The organism is Bacillus mycoides (genome assembly GCF_001757995.1).
GTDB classification, from domain to species: Bacteria; Bacillota; Bacilli; order Bacillales; family Bacillaceae_G; genus Bacillus_A; species Bacillus_A mycoides_B.
In genome coordinates, this window is record NZ_LXLV01000070.1 from 260,389 (window position 1) to 276,864 (window position 16,476).

General features: G+C 37.3%; 14 protein-coding genes and 1 riboswitch. Of the genes, 7 read left to right on the top strand and 7 right to left on the bottom strand.

What is annotated here, in order from left to right; translation table 11 throughout:
• Window positions 1-204 precede the first annotated feature (204 nt).
• Together BWGOE10_RS25815 and BWGOE10_RS25820 are read left to right on the top strand one after the other, a co-directional pair.
• On the top strand, window positions 205-1,362 hold the full coding sequence (locus tag BWGOE10_RS25815; RefSeq protein ID WP_070145508.1) for an acyltransferase: 1,158 nt from the start codon (window positions 205-207) through the stop codon (window positions 1,360-1,362).
• 42 nt (window positions 1,363-1,404) lie between these two features.
• The gene (locus BWGOE10_RS25820; RefSeq protein ID WP_070145509.1) at window positions 1,405-1,785 is read left to right on the top strand and encodes a VOC family protein; all 381 of its coding nucleotides are present in this window, start codon (window positions 1,405-1,407) and stop codon (window positions 1,783-1,785) included.
• A gap of 56 nt (window positions 1,786-1,841) precedes the next feature.
• Here BWGOE10_RS25820 and BWGOE10_RS25825 read toward each other — a convergent pair whose 3' ends face one another.
• The gene (locus BWGOE10_RS25825; RefSeq protein ID WP_070145510.1) at window positions 1,842-3,842 is read right to left on the bottom strand and encodes a YhgE/Pip domain-containing protein; all 2,001 of its coding nucleotides are present in this window, start codon (window positions 3,840-3,842) and stop codon (window positions 1,842-1,844) included.
• Between the two features lie 136 nt (window positions 3,843-3,978).
• Between BWGOE10_RS25825 and BWGOE10_RS25830 the strand changes: the two genes are divergently transcribed.
• Window positions 3,979-4,863, top strand: coding sequence for a LysR family transcriptional regulator (locus tag BWGOE10_RS25830; protein WP_070145511.1), 885 nt, complete (start codon window positions 3,979-3,981; stop codon window positions 4,861-4,863).
• Window positions 4,864-4,949: 86 nt separating this feature from the next.
• On the opposite strand, the gene BWGOE10_RS25835 is transcribed toward BWGOE10_RS25830, so the two are convergent.
• Together BWGOE10_RS25835 and BWGOE10_RS33015 are read right to left on the bottom strand one after the other, a co-directional pair.
• Window positions 4,950-6,035, bottom strand: coding sequence for a transcriptional regulator (locus BWGOE10_RS25835; RefSeq protein WP_070145512.1), 1,086 nt, complete (start codon window positions 6,033-6,035; stop codon window positions 4,950-4,952).
• 90 nt (window positions 6,036-6,125) lie between these two features.
• A complete protein-coding gene (locus BWGOE10_RS33015) occupies window positions 6,126-6,275 on the bottom strand; it encodes a hypothetical protein (protein WP_002016173.1) in 150 nt (49 codons plus the stop codon).
• A gap of 253 nt (window positions 6,276-6,528) precedes the next feature.
• Here BWGOE10_RS33015 and cydA point away from each other — a divergent pair, with 253 nt between their 5' ends.
• From cydA to BWGOE10_RS25850, 3 genes are all read left to right on the top strand, one after another.
• A complete protein-coding gene (gene cydA / locus BWGOE10_RS25840; RefSeq protein ID WP_070145513.1) occupies window positions 6,529-7,884 on the top strand; it encodes a cytochrome ubiquinol oxidase subunit I in 1,356 nt (451 codons plus the stop codon).
• Entirely contained in the window at window positions 7,877-8,902 is a 1,026-nt protein-coding gene (locus BWGOE10_RS25845) for a cytochrome d ubiquinol oxidase subunit II (protein ID WP_002089640.1), read from the top strand. Before cydA ends, BWGOE10_RS25845 begins: the two co-directional genes overlap by 8 nt.
• Before the next feature lie 220 nt (window positions 8,903-9,122).
• Window positions 9,123-10,481, top strand: coding sequence for an arsenic transporter (locus BWGOE10_RS25850; protein ID WP_070145514.1), 1,359 nt, complete (start codon window positions 9,123-9,125; stop codon window positions 10,479-10,481).
• Between the two features lie 98 nt (window positions 10,482-10,579).
• On the opposite strand, the gene thiC is transcribed toward BWGOE10_RS25850, so the two are convergent.
• Both thiC and lldP read right to left on the bottom strand, forming a co-directional pair.
• Window positions 10,580-12,340, bottom strand: coding sequence for a phosphomethylpyrimidine synthase ThiC (gene thiC, locus BWGOE10_RS25855; RefSeq protein WP_070145515.1), 1,761 nt, complete (start codon window positions 12,338-12,340; stop codon window positions 10,580-10,582).
• Window positions 12,341-12,451: 111 nt separating this feature from the next.
• Window positions 12,452-12,567, bottom strand: a riboswitch (TPP riboswitch).
• Window positions 12,568-12,637: 70 nt separating this feature from the next.
• Window positions 12,638-14,296, bottom strand: coding sequence for an L-lactate permease (lldP, locus tag BWGOE10_RS25860; protein WP_070145516.1), 1,659 nt, complete (start codon window positions 14,294-14,296; stop codon window positions 12,638-12,640).
• 296 nt (window positions 14,297-14,592) lie between these two features.
• On the opposite strand from lldP, the gene BWGOE10_RS25865 reads away from it, so the two are divergent.
• Window positions 14,593-14,910 (top strand): DUF4870 domain-containing protein, encoded by a 318-nt coding sequence (locus tag BWGOE10_RS25865; protein ID WP_070145517.1) that lies wholly within the window; start codon window positions 14,593-14,595, stop codon window positions 14,908-14,910.
• A 177-nt stretch (window positions 14,911-15,087) separates the two neighbouring features.
• On the opposite strand, the gene BWGOE10_RS25870 is transcribed toward BWGOE10_RS25865, so the two are convergent.
• Together BWGOE10_RS25870 and BWGOE10_RS25875 are read right to left on the bottom strand one after the other, a co-directional pair.
• The gene (locus tag BWGOE10_RS25870) at window positions 15,088-15,579 is read right to left on the bottom strand and encodes a metal-binding protein (protein ID WP_070145518.1); all 492 of its coding nucleotides are present in this window, start codon (window positions 15,577-15,579) and stop codon (window positions 15,088-15,090) included.
• 50 nt (window positions 15,580-15,629) lie between these two features.
• On the bottom strand, window positions 15,630-15,995 hold the full coding sequence (locus tag BWGOE10_RS25875) for a YkvA family protein (RefSeq protein ID WP_070145519.1): 366 nt from the start codon (window positions 15,993-15,995) through the stop codon (window positions 15,630-15,632).
• Window positions 15,996-16,476 lie beyond the last annotated feature (481 nt).

Below are 16,476 nucleotides of genomic sequence, written 5' to 3' on the forward strand. Positions count from 1 at the left end.
TATTGGAAAAATCGTTGATATATTTGAAGTTGTGATAGATATATCGGAAAAATCGTTGATATATTTGAAGTTGCGATAGATATATTAGCAAAACCGTTAATATAATCTCATCCCGCCACAAATTTGTTATAATCTTCACAAATATTCCACACCTTTTATCCTTTCTCCGTACTATAATCATGTATGGAAAAGGAGATGGACATAATGACTCAAAGCGCACCAGAATTTAAAGTTTTGCAAAGCATTGCATTTCTTGCTGTCGTTTTGCAAAGTTCCTTATTATATACAATGAATCAAGGGAATATCTTACTCGAGCAATCTCTCATCATGGGGATGCTATTTAATCTAGCAAAGTTTTCAGCACCTGCATTCATATTTATCGTCGGATTTCACTTAATTCGTCAATATACGAAACAACTAGTATATACAGAATATCTTTATGAAAAAGCCGCACATCTACTCATTCCTTATTTCTTCTGGTCTATTCTTTACTTATTAACAACAAACGAAATCGTTACAGTACAAAGTGGAATAAAAAGTTTATTACTTGGAACAGCCGCACCTCATCTTTGGTACGTTATTATGATGTTCCAAATTCATTTATTGTTCCCTTTACTATGTACACTATTTTATTGGTTTCAAAAACGAACAGAAAATAAAAAAGACATATATAAATATATGACCATTTTCGCTTGTCTATATTTCCTTTTAATGTGGTACTCTTCTCACTACATTTTCAATGGAGAGAAATTGACTAGTTCGACCATTTTACATTACACAGATCGTTCTTTCTTCTTCTATTCATTCTATTTCGTTATGGGGGGAATTGCTGCTGTAGCATTAAAAACTTGGCGTTTATTCGTCATGAAACATATCCCGCTTATAACAATCTTATTCTTCATTTTATTTTTATTTATCAATTATGAGTTATTTAGTTTTTACGGCGTGAACTCTATTCATTTAACTGTTTCTACCTATTTAAAACCATCTATGTTTCTATATATCGTATGCGAAATTATCATACTATACGTGTTATCTATTACAATTGTACAGCGACGTGGTTTCTTATATAAAGCTTTACGTTTCATCGGAAACTACACGTACGGTGCTTATTTAGCTCATTTTTTCTTCTTACAGCTATGTACAAAATTTCTTTCCTTATTCACACTACAAGAAAACACAATATTATATAGCCTATTACTATTTATATTAACGGCCACTCTCTCTATTTCAGCAATGGTCGTTTGCAGCATACTACCATTTCATATGTGGATTACAGGACCTTCCCCTACAACTAAGATGAAATGGACGATTCTTTCAATCCGGAAGAATCACGAAAAACTATTCAAACCATATCTTTGATATAATAGTATTTCATACGAGAAAAGAAAGTGAGAGAAACCTATGATCAATCAAGTTGGACAAATTATGTTATATGTAAACAATCAAGATGAAGCAGTACAATTTTGGACAGAAAAAGTAGGGTTTCATATCGTTGCTGAAGAAAATAACGGCCAAGGATTCCGATGGATTGAAATTGCTCCAACAAACGAAGCAGGAACAAGCATCGTCCTTCACGATAAAGCGTTAATCGCGAAGATGCAGCCTGAATTAAACTTAAATACACCTTCTCTAATGTTCTTCTCTAATAACTTAGATCAACTTTATAAAGATCTTTCTGAGAAAAATGTTACAGTTGGACAAGTTGTAGATTTACCTACAGGTAGAGCATTCAACTTTGCTGACAGCGAACAAAACTACTTTGCAGTTATGGAAAAGAAATAAGAAAAAGCTATCCGAAAAGGTCATAATAAAACCTTTTATCCGGATAGCTTCTTTTATTAAGAAACTTGCTCTGCATTCGTTTCCTTATGCTGTATATGACTCGTAACCCATGTGATTCCACCAGCAACAACGAGGTAGCATAACAATATTAAAATTTGCATTCGTAGTTGCGACCAATCTCCTAAAGAAATAACATCTTGTAATCCTCTAAGAGAATGAGACATTGGGAGAAACTGTCCAATTTTGCTAAGCACAGCTATATTTAACTCTCCTGGGAAAGTACCTCCGCTCGTCGCTAATTGAAGAACGAGAAGCGTTACCGCTGCGAACTTCCCAACAATGCCGAATACCGTTACTAACATAAGAATAAATGTCATGAACGTAAAGGAAATAATAATACTTGATAAAACGAACAGTGGTACACTTACAACTTCTAATTTCATAATTCCAAGCACAACCGCATCTACAAGGAATGCTTGAATTAATCCAATTAAATATACTAAGCCTAATTTATTTACAAAATGTACCGTTCCGCTTACCTTCATATTTTGTCTACGTCCAAGAGGTAAAATATTTGATGCCATAATTCCACCAACATAAAAGGCAAGGGATAAGAAATATGGCGCAATTCCTGAACCGTAGTTAGGTACGTCAGAAACTGTTGATTTCACTAATTGAACTGGCTCTGAGAACATCGCATTGCGCGCATCATCATTACGAACATCAGCTATCTTCTCTGCACCCTCTCCCAATTTCGTAGAAAGTTCCTTCGCACCATCATCAAGTTTAATAAGTCCATCAGTTAACTTCCCAGTACCATTATTTAGGTCCGTTCCACCACTTGCAAGCTGATTTACACCTTCTTGTAATGATGTAAATCCATTTCCCCACTTCGTAAATCCATCAGCTAAATTCGAAGTACCATCTGCTATTTTTTTCGTTCCAGCCGTAGCTTCACTTAACTTAACACCAAATGTATTCATACCTTCTTCGATCTTATGTTGACCATCAGCTAATTTCTTCGCAAATTGCGTCACTTGTTGTTGGCTATTATTCAAAGTATTTGTTGCTTTAGCTAATCCATTAGAAGTATCGACGATTTTTTGAAAAGCAGGATCTTGCTGTGCTTCTGGATGACTTTTCATGTACTCCTCTAATTGCTTCTTCATACTACTTGCCGCATCATCCGCTTTTACTTGTCCCTCAGCAAGTTTCTCACTTCCGTTCACCCATTCATTTGTACCGGCACTTAATTCACTAACTCCTGATTGTAAAGTTTTTTCACCTTGCGCTAGTAACTCCATACCACTATGAAGTGATGTCGCTCCTTGACTAAGCTCATTTGCTCCCCCTGTTAACGCCGATTGGCTAGAGGCAAGCTTACCACTTCCTTCTTTCAACTTCACTGTCCCGTCACTTAAACGATGAATACCATCTGCAAGCTGATTCGCCCCATTTTTTGCATCCGTCGTTCCTTCATGTAACTTCTCAGCACCATTACTTGCATCACTCAATCCTTGCGCCAAATCTTGAAACTTTGAAAAGACACCTTCTGTATAAGATTTCGTAATACTATTTGAGATTTTTGTTTTCATATTTTCAACAGCTGTCGTCCCAATTTGAGCTGCTACAAAGTTTTTACCTGGATTTACTTTATACTGCAATTGTGCCGGCTCTGGTTTCTCATCCATAAGTGTACTTACCTTTTTAGAGAAATCCTCTGGAATCGTAACAACCATATAATACTTGTCTTCTTTGAGCCCCTCATCAGCATTTTTTTCTGATACGAAATGAAAAGCCAGTTCCTTATTCTCTTTTAAATTTTTAACAAAATCGTCTCCTGCATGAATTGTTTTTTCATCCATCGCAGCACCCTTATCTAAATTCACAACCGCAACAGGTAATTTATCTAATCGTCCGTATGGATCCCAATATCCAGCTAAGAAGAATCCTGAATAAATTAAAGGAACGATTAACAAAAAAATTAAAGCGATACGTCCATGTTTATGGTTCCACATCGCCTTCCAATCTTTAAATATAAGTTGAATTCCCTTCATGAAACATACTCCTTCTCCTAATTTAACACCCTTCCGAATGGTTTAACAGATTTACTATACACGTCACTTTCCATACTGTATAATACATCTTTAATTATCAATTCATTCCTTTTGGTCTATAGAAAGGAGATTCGAAATGGAACTTCTTCAATTAAAGTACTTTCAGACAGTCGCACGATTAGAACATATGACAAAAGCGGCTGAAGAATTGCATATCGCGCAACCTTCACTCAGCAAAACAATCGCTAGACTAGAAAAGGACTTAGGCGTTCCATTATTTGATCGCCAAGGTCGACAGATTACATTAAACTCTTTCGGAAAAGTATTTTTAAAACGAGTAGAACGTATTTTTCATGAATTAAGTGAAGGAGAAAGAGAAATTAAAGATTTAGCTGAATTACAACAAGGCTCTATTACATTGGCCGTTTCTATTCCGAGAATATTACCGGAACTACTCGGTTCTTTTTTACTAGAACATCCTAACGTTCGATTCCAGCAGTTTCTCGCATCTACTCCTTCTATGAAACGACAACTAGATAATATGGAAATTGACTTTTGTATTTCCTCCGTACCGATTGAAGGAGAAGAAGTTGTTTGGGAGCCACTTATTACAGAAGAAATTTTCTTAGTCGTTCCTTCAGGGCATCGTTTATCAAACCGCGAAAGTATTCATCTGCATGAAGTAAAAGACGAAGCGTTCATTAGTATGAACACTGGTTACGGCTTCCGACACTTAACAGATGAATTTTGTAAAGAGGCTGGTTTCACTCCGCATATCGCTTTTGAAGTAGATGAACCAACTGTTATTAGCGATTTAATAAAGCAAGGACTTGGCATTGCTTTTGTTCCAAGCTTAACGCTATTAAAAAACTCTACTTTAGCATCAAACAAGCTGCGTATTATTGCACCCGCTTGTAAGCGAACAATTGGCTTAAGTTGGTCAAAGAAACGTTACTTATCAAAAACCGCCCAGCAATTTCGTGAGTTTGTGATTGATTACTTCTCTAATATTAGGACGTAAAGTTATATAAACGCTTTTTAAAATATATCGATTTATCAACAAATAACGAAAACATAAAAAGGCGCCACCTCTTAGGATGGCACCTTCTATTTTTTACTCTTCTCCAATTCCATTTCAGCCAAAAGCGGTAGTACGTTATCGAAAATATGTGTATTATTATTCTCACCTGCTACATATCCACCATAATATCTACTAAATACATTATCATTGCGGAATGTAGCCATCCGCTCATACAATTTCTTCGCAAACTTTGTATCACCTGTTTGTAGTACGTACAAAATTGTTAATCCGTAAGATGCTGGTGATTCATAGTTCACAGCTTGTTTTCCCGTTTCTAAGTTATAACGACCGTATAACTTTCCGTCTTCGCGAAATTTCTTCTTTATAAATTCCAAATAAGCATCTGATGAAAGACCGCCTAAACTACGATGATAAGCAACGTATGATTGATCAATAAGATTCACTTCTTTATCATACGTAAATGTCCCATCATCTTTATACTCTTTCGGGAATGCCCAGCCCTGCCTTGGATAATCAGCTAAAAACTGAACAACTTCCTGATACTGCTGTGCAGAAATTTTCCCGTACTTTTTCATATAAGAGAATGCATGAGGATTTATGTAAGATGTTGTTGCAAAGTTATTTTGTTTCCCTGCATCTGCATCGTAATAATCAACGTAATAATTACCTTTTTTATTATAACGAAGTACAGAATCACTCAATTGATCTGCAAGGTTTTTGTAGCGATCTTCCTTGTACATTTCATAAGCACGATATAATTGTTCTATAATACGAAGATCATCGATAAGTGCATTAGTAGCCGACTGCATTTCTCCCTTTTCAGAGATTTTCCATATAACGATGCGATCCTTGTGTACAAAGTTATTTTGAATAACCTTCACTTGTTCATCAAATAAAGCTTGATCATCTTTATCAAGTGTATATTGTAGCCATAACCCTGCAGATTCTGATAAAGCTTCACGACCCTTCGCTTCACCCTTACCTGCCTTTGTATCCTCTAAGCGATACGTTGCAAGTGTTCCATTTTCATTCACCATATGTCGTAAAATAAAATGCTCGGTACGATTTCCTTGTAAAGCTGACCAAAATACAACTCCACCTAAAGCGATTAAGAGAATAACCCCAATCCCTATATATAAACGTTTTCGCAAACTCTTCACCTCCCTAGTAAGGCTAACCTTAATTTTACCAGAACATACGCAAATATAAAAAAGACAATCCGTTAGATTGTCTCTCCCACCTTATCCTTCGCAAGCCTCTTTAGAAGGTCTATATAGCGATTCCACAAGTCGATCATATTCACGACGCGTAATTTCTTTATTATACAATTTTAATAATAAATCTCTATGCTCTCTTGAAAATGCCATCTTTTTAATGACTTCAGGATACATAAAACACCCTCTCCATTTCACATAAACTTCTTCATCCCGGAAATAGAACTTACGTTCGCATAAAAGGTTATAAAAGATTCAGCCCTAAAAAACAAATAAAATATTATCAAATATTAATTTCTTTCTTTTTTGAATATATCGATATTATATTACCATACTCATTTTTTAAATACATATATATTTTTGGCAGTTTTTTGAATAAATCTTCCAATTCAATCAGAAAATAATGGCAAAAAAGAAGAGGAGTATACATATGGATACCGTAACATTAGCAAGGGCATTTTTTGGTTCTTCATTGGCATTCCACATTATCTTTGCAACGCTTGGAGTCGGGCTTTCTTTAATGATTTTTATAAGTGAAATACTCTATCACTGGAAGAAAGATTCCGACTATGCCATTATGGCAAAAAGATGGACAAAGGCTTTTGCTATCCTTCTCGGTGTAGCAATTCCAACTGGAACAATTGTTGGTGTACAAATTTCACTTCTTTGGCCTGGTTTCGCCAAAATTGTTGGTCAAGTTATTTCCGTTCCGTTTCAAATTGAGATTTTCGCCTTCTTTTTAGAGGCTTTATTCATGTCTATTTATGTATATGCAGCTGATAAACTACCTCCAGTTATGAGATTAATCTCGCTATTTTTCGTTATGATTGGTGCCACTGCATCCGCCGTGCTTATTACATCAGCAAATACATGGATGAATACACCTGCGGGCTTTTCAATGGGGCCAGATGGCTCAGTTTTTAACGTTGATCCGTGGAAAGCATTCTTTAATCCGAGCTTTGGCACAAGTGCATTCCACGTCGTTATTACAGCTTATACAACTGGAGCAGCTGTTATCGCTTCTATCGCTGGATTTAAATTATTAAAGAAAAATTTAAGTGCGCGTGAAATTGCTTACCATAAAAAAGGATTACTGCTAGGGCTTGTCGTTACATTTATCACAGGTGCTACGATGTGGCTTTCAGGACACGAATCTGCTATTGCCTTACATAAACATTCACCTGAAAAACTAGCATCTGCTGAAGCTTTGTTTGAAACGACATCACACGCTCCGTTATCGCTTGGCGGGGTTGTGGATCCTAACACACTTGAACTAAACTATGCACTCGAAATTCCGAACATGCTTAGCTTATTAGTGGGACTAGACCCTAGCACCGTTGTAAAAGGTCTAAAGGAATTCCCGCGAGAAACGTGGCCACCATTTTACACACATACACTGTTCAACTTAATGGTCGGCACTGCTGCCTTTACCTTTGCAGTTGCAGCTATTGCCCTCTTATATTGGTACTTTGTTTACCGAAAAAAAGGAGTAGAGTTACCGAAGTGGCTTCTTTGGGGAGCTGCCGCCTGTGGACCCGTTATGTTGCTCGGTATTGAATTCGGATGGATTTTTAGTTGTAGTGGTCGTCAGCCATGGACAATTTATGGCATGCAACGCACGGTAGATGCTTCTACACGCGCTGATTTCGTCGGTCCTTTATTTGCTTTATTCATCATTTTATATATTGGACTCGGTATTTTAACAGTCTTTGTACTACGGACATTCTTTAAGAAACATCCGTTAAAGAATGATTTACATCACGAAGGAGGCGATTCTCGTGCATGAGGAAAGCATTGCAATCATCATCTTATGGGCTCTTATTTTCGTATATAGCATACTAGGGTCTATTGATTTTGGAGCTGGTTTTTGGGGCATGGTATACGCTAAACACCCGACGCTTGCTGCCAAGCTTGCTAATCGGTACTTATCACCAACTTGGGAAGTAACAAATACTTTTCTTGTCTTTGTCGTTGTTGCTTTTCTCGGTTTCTTTCCAAAAGCGGCCTTTACCCTTGCAACCGTTATGTTTGTACCAGTTATGTTAATTTTAGTACTCGTTGCGATTCGTAGTACATTTATGGTATTTGCTTATTCCCTGCCAAAGTACCAACACCTTCTTCGGATTATTTCAGGTATTACTGGGCTCTTAATCCCAGCTCTATTAATTACCGTTCTACCCGTTACAGAAGGTGCCTATATTACGATGTCTGAAGGAAAAGAAGTGCTCCTTTACGGAAAACTTCTTTCTAGTCCCGTTATTTATTGTTATATGCTCTTCGGACTAACTTCGGAACTATTTCTATCATCTCTCTTTCTTGCTGATTTTGCTAGGGAACAAGGTTCTGAAGATACGTACCGAATTTATAGAAGAAATGCCATCATACTTGGTCCTGCAACGCTCGTGACTGCTATTATCGCTCTCGTTGTAATGGACCCTGAAACACACTGGCTTATGCAAGGACTAATAAAGCAATTCCCATGGTTTACAGTCTCTATCATTTTATTTGTTATCGGATATTCCTCCCTTTGGTGGACAAATAAGAAGTATGGCACACTAGGCTTTCCTCGTATTGCAGTTTTAGCTGTCGTCGCCCAATATGCATTTGCAAGCTACGCTTACGGCGTCGCCCATTTACCGTATATCATTTACCCGGACGTAACTGTATTTACAAGCTTTACGACGGTCGAAACATTCTATGCACTTCTTATTCTTTACGCAATCGGGATTGCAATTTTACTACCCGGATTCATTTTCTTCTGGAATTTATTCTTGAAGGATCGAACTTTTTTGAAGGAAAAATAATAAATGAGGGGCATTCGTACATAGAATGTCCCTCATTTATTAGACGTCTCTCCTAATAGTTATTACACTACCACTGATACTTGTCCTATAACTCAAAGAACACATATTCACTCTATTCCATTATATGCCTAGTTCTTCTTATTTCCTGCTGAATATACTAGCAATATAAACTTGAGACAAGCTACATTTGTTCAAGGGAAAATAGAAAGGTAGGTTAAATATGAGCATTGAAATATGGATTACTATTATTGTATTCTTCTTAACAATGATTGTTGTCTTTTGGCGACCCCGTGGCTTAAATGAGGCATGGCCGGCAGCAGTCGGCGCTGGCATTATCCTCATTACTGGACTTGTATCAAAACCAGACGTCATGGACATTATAAGTAAAATCGGCGGTGCCTCTATAACGATATTAGCGACCATCGTTATGGCGGTTATATTAGAAAGCTTCGGCTTCTTCCACTGGTCCGCAGCAAAACTTGCAAATTTAGCAAAGGGCTCCGGTCGCCGTTTATACTGGTATATTCAATTATTATGTTTTCTTATGACTCTTTTATTCAATAACGACGGTAGTATTTTAATTACAACACCGATTTTGATTTTACTTCTGAGAAACCTTCAATTAAAACCTCATCAACAAATCCCTTATTTATTAAGCGGTGCTTTAATCGCTACTGCATCTAGTGCACCAATCGGTGTAAGTAATATCGTAAACTTAATCGCATTAAATATTGTTAATATGACTCTTTATATGCATACAGCTATGATGTTTGTACCTGCAACACTAGGACTACTGTTTATGTCATGGCTCATGTATACAGTTTTAAAGAAAAAACTTCCAGAAAGATTACCTGTTTCTTCATATGATATTGAAGAGATTTTTTTCACGAAAAACTTCCATCCATTAAAAGGAAAAAATTCTGTTAATACGAAAAAAAAACGTACAAAATTCATGTTAAAAGTATTAGGCTTCGTCTTCCTTATGCGCTGTCTTCTATTCGTTGCATCCTTCTTATCAATTCCAATCGAAATTGTTGCTGTACTCGGTTCACTCGTTCTTCTCATTTGGAGATGGTACTACTTACGAACAAACCCAGTCGATATTTTGAAAAAGACACCGTGGCACATTTTAATTTTCGCTTTCTCTATGTATGTAATTATTTACGGGCTTCATAACGCAGGATTAACAGCGGCACTTGTAAGTTGGCTCGAACCAGTTGTAAGTCAGCATCTACTCTATGCCAGCTTTGCAATGGGCGGACTCGTTTCCCTCCTCTCTAACGTCTTCAATAACCACCCTGCACTTATGATTGGTACAATCACATTAACAGAAATGGGACTAGATCCAGTCACATTAAAAACTATCTATCTCGCAAATATCATTGGTAGTGACATCGGTTCACTATTATTACCAATTGGTACGCTAGCTTCCCTCATTTGGATGTATATACTAAGACAAAACAAAATTAAAGTGAAATGGAAAGATTATTTAAGCGTATCTCTCATCGTAATCCCACTCACAACAGTCGTCACATTATTCCTCTTATACTACTGGGTACACTTATTCTTCTCCTTATAGACAACAGAAGCCCCCTTTGCTACCGTCTTAGCAAAGGGGGCTTCTTCTATATTTAAGTTAGGTACAGTGTGATCAATCAAGTAAAGAGGTGTAACGTATTATTGATATAAGTGACTACCAGTCTCTTTAAATTCTACCGCTTTCTCTTTCATTCCCTTTTCAATTGCTTCTGTCGTTTCTAAATCATTTTCTTTCGCGTATTCACGAATATCATGTGAAATTCTCATACTGCAAAACTTCGGTCCACACATTGAACAGAAATGCGCTGTTTTCGCCCCTTCTGCTGGCAACGTTTCATCATGATACTCCATCGCACGTTCAGGATCTAAAGATAAATTAAATTGATCGCGCCAACGGAATTCAAATCGTGCTTTTGAAAGTGCATCATCACGCTGATGAGCCGTTTTATGCCCTTTCGCAAGATCGGCTGCATGCGCAGCGATTTTGTACGTAATAACCCCTTCGCGAACATCATCTTTATTTGGTAAACCTAAATGTTCTTTCGGAGTTACATAACAAAGCATCGCCGTTCCAAACCAGCCGATCATCGCAGCACCAATCGCTGATGTAATATGGTCATAACCTGGTGCAATATCTGTCGTTAACGGACCAAGTGTATAGAACGGCGCGCCCTGACAAATATCAAGTTCTTTCTCCATATTTTCTTTAATTAAATGCATCGGTACATGCCCAGGTCCTTCAATCATAACTTGCACATCATGTTTCCAAGCGATTTTTGTTAATTCACCAAGTGTTTCAAGCTCAGAAAACTGCGCTTCGTCATTTGCATCTGCAATAGAACCTGGACGTAATCCATCTCCAAGAGAGAACGAAACATCGTACTGCTTCATAATTTCACAAATCTCTTCAAAATGAGTATATAAGAAGTTTTCTTTATGATGGAATAAACACCACTGCGCCATAATCGAACCACCGCGCGAAACAATACCTGTCATACGCTTTGCAGTAATTGGAATGTAACGAAGTAATACACCAGCATGAATTGTGAAGTAATCAACGCCTTGCTCCGCCTGCTCAATTAACGTATCGCGATACACTTCCCACGTTAAATCCTCTGCAATTCCGTTTACTTTTTCAAGCGCTTGATAAATTGGCACAGTTCCAACTGGTACCGGGGCATTACGAATAATCCACTCACGTGTTGTATGAATATTTTTGCCTGTAGATAAATCCATAATCGTATCTGCACCCCAGCGAGTCGCCCACGTCATCTTCTCTACTTCTTCTGCAATAGAAGACGATACAGCAGAGTTTCCGATATTTGCATTTACCTTTACGTGAAAATTACGTCCAATTATCATCGGTTCCGCTTCCGGATGGTTAATGTTCGCCGGCAAAATCGCACGACCTTCTGCAATCTCCTTACGAACAAATTCAGCCTCTACCCCTTCACGAACCGCAACATATTCCATCTCAGACGTAATAATGCCATTACGCGCATAATGCATTTGCGAAACATTTGCACCTTGCTTCGCTCTAAGCGGCTTACGATCCATTTGCGGGAAAACAGGTGTATGTTTCGAAGCCACTTTCACACCGTCATCCTCTGGTTTTACTTCGCGCCCTTCGTATCCCTCTACATCACCACGCCCCAGGATCCAAGAGTGGCGCGGCGTTGGAATCCCTTTTTCCAGCTCCACTTTATACCCTGGATCTGTATAAGGTCCACTCGTATCATACACACGGATTGGCGGATTTTGAACACCATTCGTATCGCTTTGTTCAATCTCGCGCATTGGTACTTTCATACCTTCACGTGGCCCATCCACATACACTTTCTTACTTCCTGGTAAACTCGATTTCAATTCAATTTGCTCAGCAGAAACAGAATGTTTCATAACCTTTATTGCCCCCTGTTCGTGACAAGGACGAGATATGGCCAGCGTATGCCAAAATAAAAAGAGCCAGGTCCATAAAAAAATAAGGACCTGGCTCATAAAGGCAAAATTATGTAAAGCCGTTAACTTCCCTACGCTGGTACGAGCCAGATCAGGTCCAAAGGGTTAAGAAGTTCACACGCTTCTCTCTCAGCCTACGCATACGTTAGGCACCCCTAGTTTATCACTGATTTAATTTTCAATACTTTCCCATCATACACGATAATCTGAAAAATGCAAAGGTTATTTCTTTTTCGTTTACGGAATCATCCAAGTTAAATAATAAGCCTGTACATAAGTCATAATCCCAATAATAGTAACGAAGAATAAACTATGCTTCAATGTAAAGCGGAACAAATCTGACTCTTTCCCAGCAAGTCCAACTGCCGCACAAGCAATCGCAATTGATTGCGGAGAAATCATTTTACCTGTTACACCGCCCGTTGTATTTGCTGCAACGAGAAGCACTTCAGATACACCGACTTGCTGCGCTGTAATTGCTTGTAAATTCGAGAACAGTGCGTTCGCTGACGTATCTGATCCTGTTAAGAATACCCCAATCCAGCCTAAGAATGGTGAGAAGAACGGGAATAGTCCGCCAGTTCCTGCAAGTGCTAACGCTAATGTAGAAGATAAACCAGAATAGTTTGCGATAAATGCAAATCCTAATACGAATCCAATAGATAGAATTGGCATTTTTAATTCGTTTAACGTTTCTTTAAATGTTGCTACTGCATCTTTTGCACTCATTTTCAAAATAAAGATAGAAATGATACAAGCAATTAAAATTGCTGTTCCAGTCGCTGATAAAACATCTAATTTCAAGATTGCTTCATAAGGTGTTGGTTTATTTACAATTGGCTCTGCTTTCATTACTAAATTGTGCAAGCCTGGAACTTCAAATTTAAATACGAGACTTTCTAAAGCACCACCTGGAGCGAATAATGCTTTAAAGAAACTTTGACTCCAAATGACTACCATCACAGTTAAAATAATGAATGGAGACCATGCTTTTACTACTTTTCCTACCGTTAGTTTCGGCATAGATGTCGCCTTCGTTGCTGCTACTTCACTATTTGCTTCTTTAGACTGATAAATTTCTTTCGGCTGCCAAACTTTTAAGAATAGCGACAAACTTACTAAACTTACAAGTGCTGACGTAATATCAGGAAGTTCTGGTCCTAAAAACGTCGCTGTAATAAACTGTGTAATTGCAAATGAACTACCTGCTACAAATAAAGCAGGCCACGTTTGTCTTACTCCTTTAAAACCATCCATTAAAAATACGATAAAGAACGGAACAAATAAAGATAAGAACGGTAATTGATGCCCAGCCATTTGTCCAATTTTATGTGGATCAATGCCCGTTACTTGTCCAGCAACTGTAATCGGAATCCCCATCGCTCCGAACGCTACTGGTGCAGTATTTGCGATTAAACAAAGACCTGCTGCATATAAAGGATTTAGCCCAAGACCTGCAAGAAGCGCTGCCGTAATCGCTACTGGTGCACCAAATCCTGCTGCCCCTTCCAAAAATGCTCCAAATGAAAATCCGATTAAAATAACGAGTAAACGATGGTCATTCGTAATGGATAATACAGATGCACGAATGACATCAAATTGACCTGTTTTCACAGAAATTTTATATAAAAATACTGACATAATGATAATCCACGCAATTGGCCATAATCCGTATAAGAAACCGTATCCGGTCGCTGCCATTGCCATTGTGAATGGCATTTTATACGCAAATAACGCCACCAAAATCGTTAATACAACGGTAATAAATCCTGCCACATACCCCTTCATGCGGAAAACTGCTAAAGCTAAGAAAAAAAAGATGATTGGAATAAGTGCGACTGCTGCCGAAATCCAAATGTTACCGAACGGATCGTAAACTTGTGTCCATGTGTTCATTGTTCTCTCCCCCTAAAGAATCCCCTTTAAATAGATATAACCTTATCAATAGACTATCAGGTCATCATACCTTTAAGTCTAAAAATAAAAAACGTTCGAGAAAACGTTTTCATCTATTTTCATTTATACTTTATCACATCACTTTCTATTAAAAAAGATTTTTTTGAAAATTATATTATTTAGCACGAAAATCTTACAAAAGCGTCACGTTCTTGTAATGTTAATCGATAGGAAGCTCGCCAAATTTTCTGCATAATAAAAGTATAACAACGGACATTACTTATGAGGTGATATATATGAACGGAAACAAAATATTAGCAGCTTTATCATACTTTAGTGTACTATTCGCGCCTATCTTATTCCCTATTATCGTGTGGATTGTGGGCGACTCTGAAACGAAACCACATGCAAAACGTGCTCTATGGACACATATCATTCCAAGTATCGCTACATTTATTGGATTAGTTATTTTAGGAATTATGGGTATCGGATCTGATCAACCAGATGTAACACTTGGAATTGGAGCAATGATTGTCTTATGCATTTGCGGAATCATTAGCTTATACTACTTCATTTGGAATATTGTAAAAGGGATTAAGGTACTGAAAGCTTAGTTTTAAACAAACGTTTGATTAAAAAGAAACTGTCCAAAAATTGATGTCGCATGATGGTAAATAAAATTTTATCGGCGATTCGACAAGGAATATCGACTTAACTACAAAATACGACAAGAGTAACCTACCTATTAATAAGAAAAAAACCGTCCCAAAATACCTTTTGGGACGGTTTCTTTATCTTCTGCGTTTCTTCTTTTTTCTCATCATTTTCTTTCGGCGCGTATTCGCTTTATCCGCTATAATGTGGAGCGTACTTGCCACAACAATCCCCATTACAAACGTTACAATTTCAACCTCGTGTTCCTTCGCAATTTCTATTAAATTTCCGTCGAATGCTATTATATTTAATAGGAATAAAAACGGAGAAAACACGATTAACATGTATGCAATACGAATAATATCACCAATTATAATCGTATGTGTGAAGAAGGAACGATGGGGCATTACGCTCCTATATGGATACCAAAAAATGCGGAGGAATCCCCATTTATTATACGCATTACTGTACGTATCTAAATCCGGTGTTAAAAATGAAGTACCTACTAAAAAGCCAATTGCAAAAGTTAATAAAAAATCAAAATTTGTTAATCCATACGAAAAGAGCATAAACAAAACAACCGGAAGGGATATTAAGTTTATTTTCGTATGCGTTCTTCCTGATGGCATAATGCACTTCCTCGCTTACGTTCGCCCTGTCATCCTATGACAGTTCTCACCTATTGATCTAATTTTTGATCGATAAATGATGTGTCTATCTCCGAATCAAACCATTCTGCCAACTTCACTCGTGCCTTATCTTTCACTTCTTCATTTACGTATATCGATGCTTGTAATAGTGCGGCCATTAACGCACCTAAATCATCCGTATAACCAATTCCAGCAACGAAATCTGGGATTGCATCAATCGGTGCAATGAAATAAGCAAGTGCTCCGATGACAATAATTTTCACTCGTTTTGGAACATCCGGTCTTTGCAAAACGTAAAACAACAATAAACTCGCATAGATTACCGACTGCCCTGCCTGCTTCGCAACATGTTTTATTTTCTTCCAAAACGCTTCAACTGAAAATTTTTGTTTCATTCAAAAGCCTCCCTATTTTCAAAAGAAATAAGCTACAATATGTTATGTTATCAGTAAAAGTTCATCAAAATTACACATAATCTATCAATGAAATTTCATTGTAACAAACAAAACCAAAAAGAACAAGTGTTCGTTAATTTTTCTGTATTTTCCTTCATATAATAGTTTTCTAGACAACCACTTAAAGATTTCTATTCCATATTTCTCAACCAAAAAACTTTCAATTCTGCTTAACATTCTTTTCTATTTTTGTTATATTTTCTAGTTGACGAGCATATAAACGAATGTTAAAGTTTTCTCTGGTAGTGACAAAGCACATACAAAAAATGTAAAATGTTATAGTGTTTCTCAGAAATGAATTTTGTTGTATAATACAGAAATGACGTTATGCTTATGAGCAGCACAAGAAACCAAAAAGGGTATGCATAGTTAAAGTCGTATATGGGTGAATATAGAAACTCTAATTATGGCCAAGAAAACT

Excerpts from the sequence above, each read along its gene's own strand:
- BWGOE10_RS25850 (WP_070145514.1), top strand. The coding sequence starts at position 9,123 with ATGAGCATTGAAATATGGATTACTATTATTGTATTCTTCTTAACAATG.
- BWGOE10_RS25825 (WP_070145510.1), bottom strand. The coding sequence starts at position 3,842 with ATGAAGGGAATTCAACTTATATTTAAAGATTGGAAGGCGATGTGGAAC.
- BWGOE10_RS25815 (WP_070145508.1), top strand. The coding sequence starts at position 205 with ATGACTCAAAGCGCACCAGAATTTAAAGTTTTGCAAAGCATTGCATTT.
- cydA (WP_070145513.1), top strand. The coding sequence starts at position 6,529 with ATGGATACCGTAACATTAGCAAGGGCATTTTTTGGTTCTTCATTGGCA.
- BWGOE10_RS33015 (WP_002016173.1), bottom strand. The coding sequence starts at position 6,275 with ATGTATCCTGAAGTCATTAAAAAGATGGCATTTTCAAGAGAGCATAGA.
- BWGOE10_RS25875 (WP_070145519.1), bottom strand. The coding sequence starts at position 15,995 with ATGAAACAAAAATTTTCAGTTGAAGCGTTTTGGAAGAAAATAAAACAT.
- thiC (WP_070145515.1), bottom strand. The coding sequence starts at position 12,340 with ATGAAACATTCTGTTTCTGCTGAGCAAATTGAATTGAAATCGAGTTTA.
- BWGOE10_RS25865 (WP_070145517.1), top strand. The coding sequence starts at position 14,593 with ATGAACGGAAACAAAATATTAGCAGCTTTATCATACTTTAGTGTACTA.
- BWGOE10_RS25870 (WP_070145518.1), bottom strand. The coding sequence starts at position 15,579 with ATGCCATCAGGAAGAACGCATACGAAAATAAACTTAATATCCCTTCCG.
- lldP (WP_070145516.1), bottom strand. The coding sequence starts at position 14,296 with ATGAACACATGGACACAAGTTTACGATCCGTTCGGTAACATTTGGATT.
- BWGOE10_RS25820 (WP_070145509.1), top strand. The coding sequence starts at position 1,405 with ATGATCAATCAAGTTGGACAAATTATGTTATATGTAAACAATCAAGAT.
- BWGOE10_RS25830 (WP_070145511.1), top strand. The coding sequence starts at position 3,979 with ATGGAACTTCTTCAATTAAAGTACTTTCAGACAGTCGCACGATTAGAA.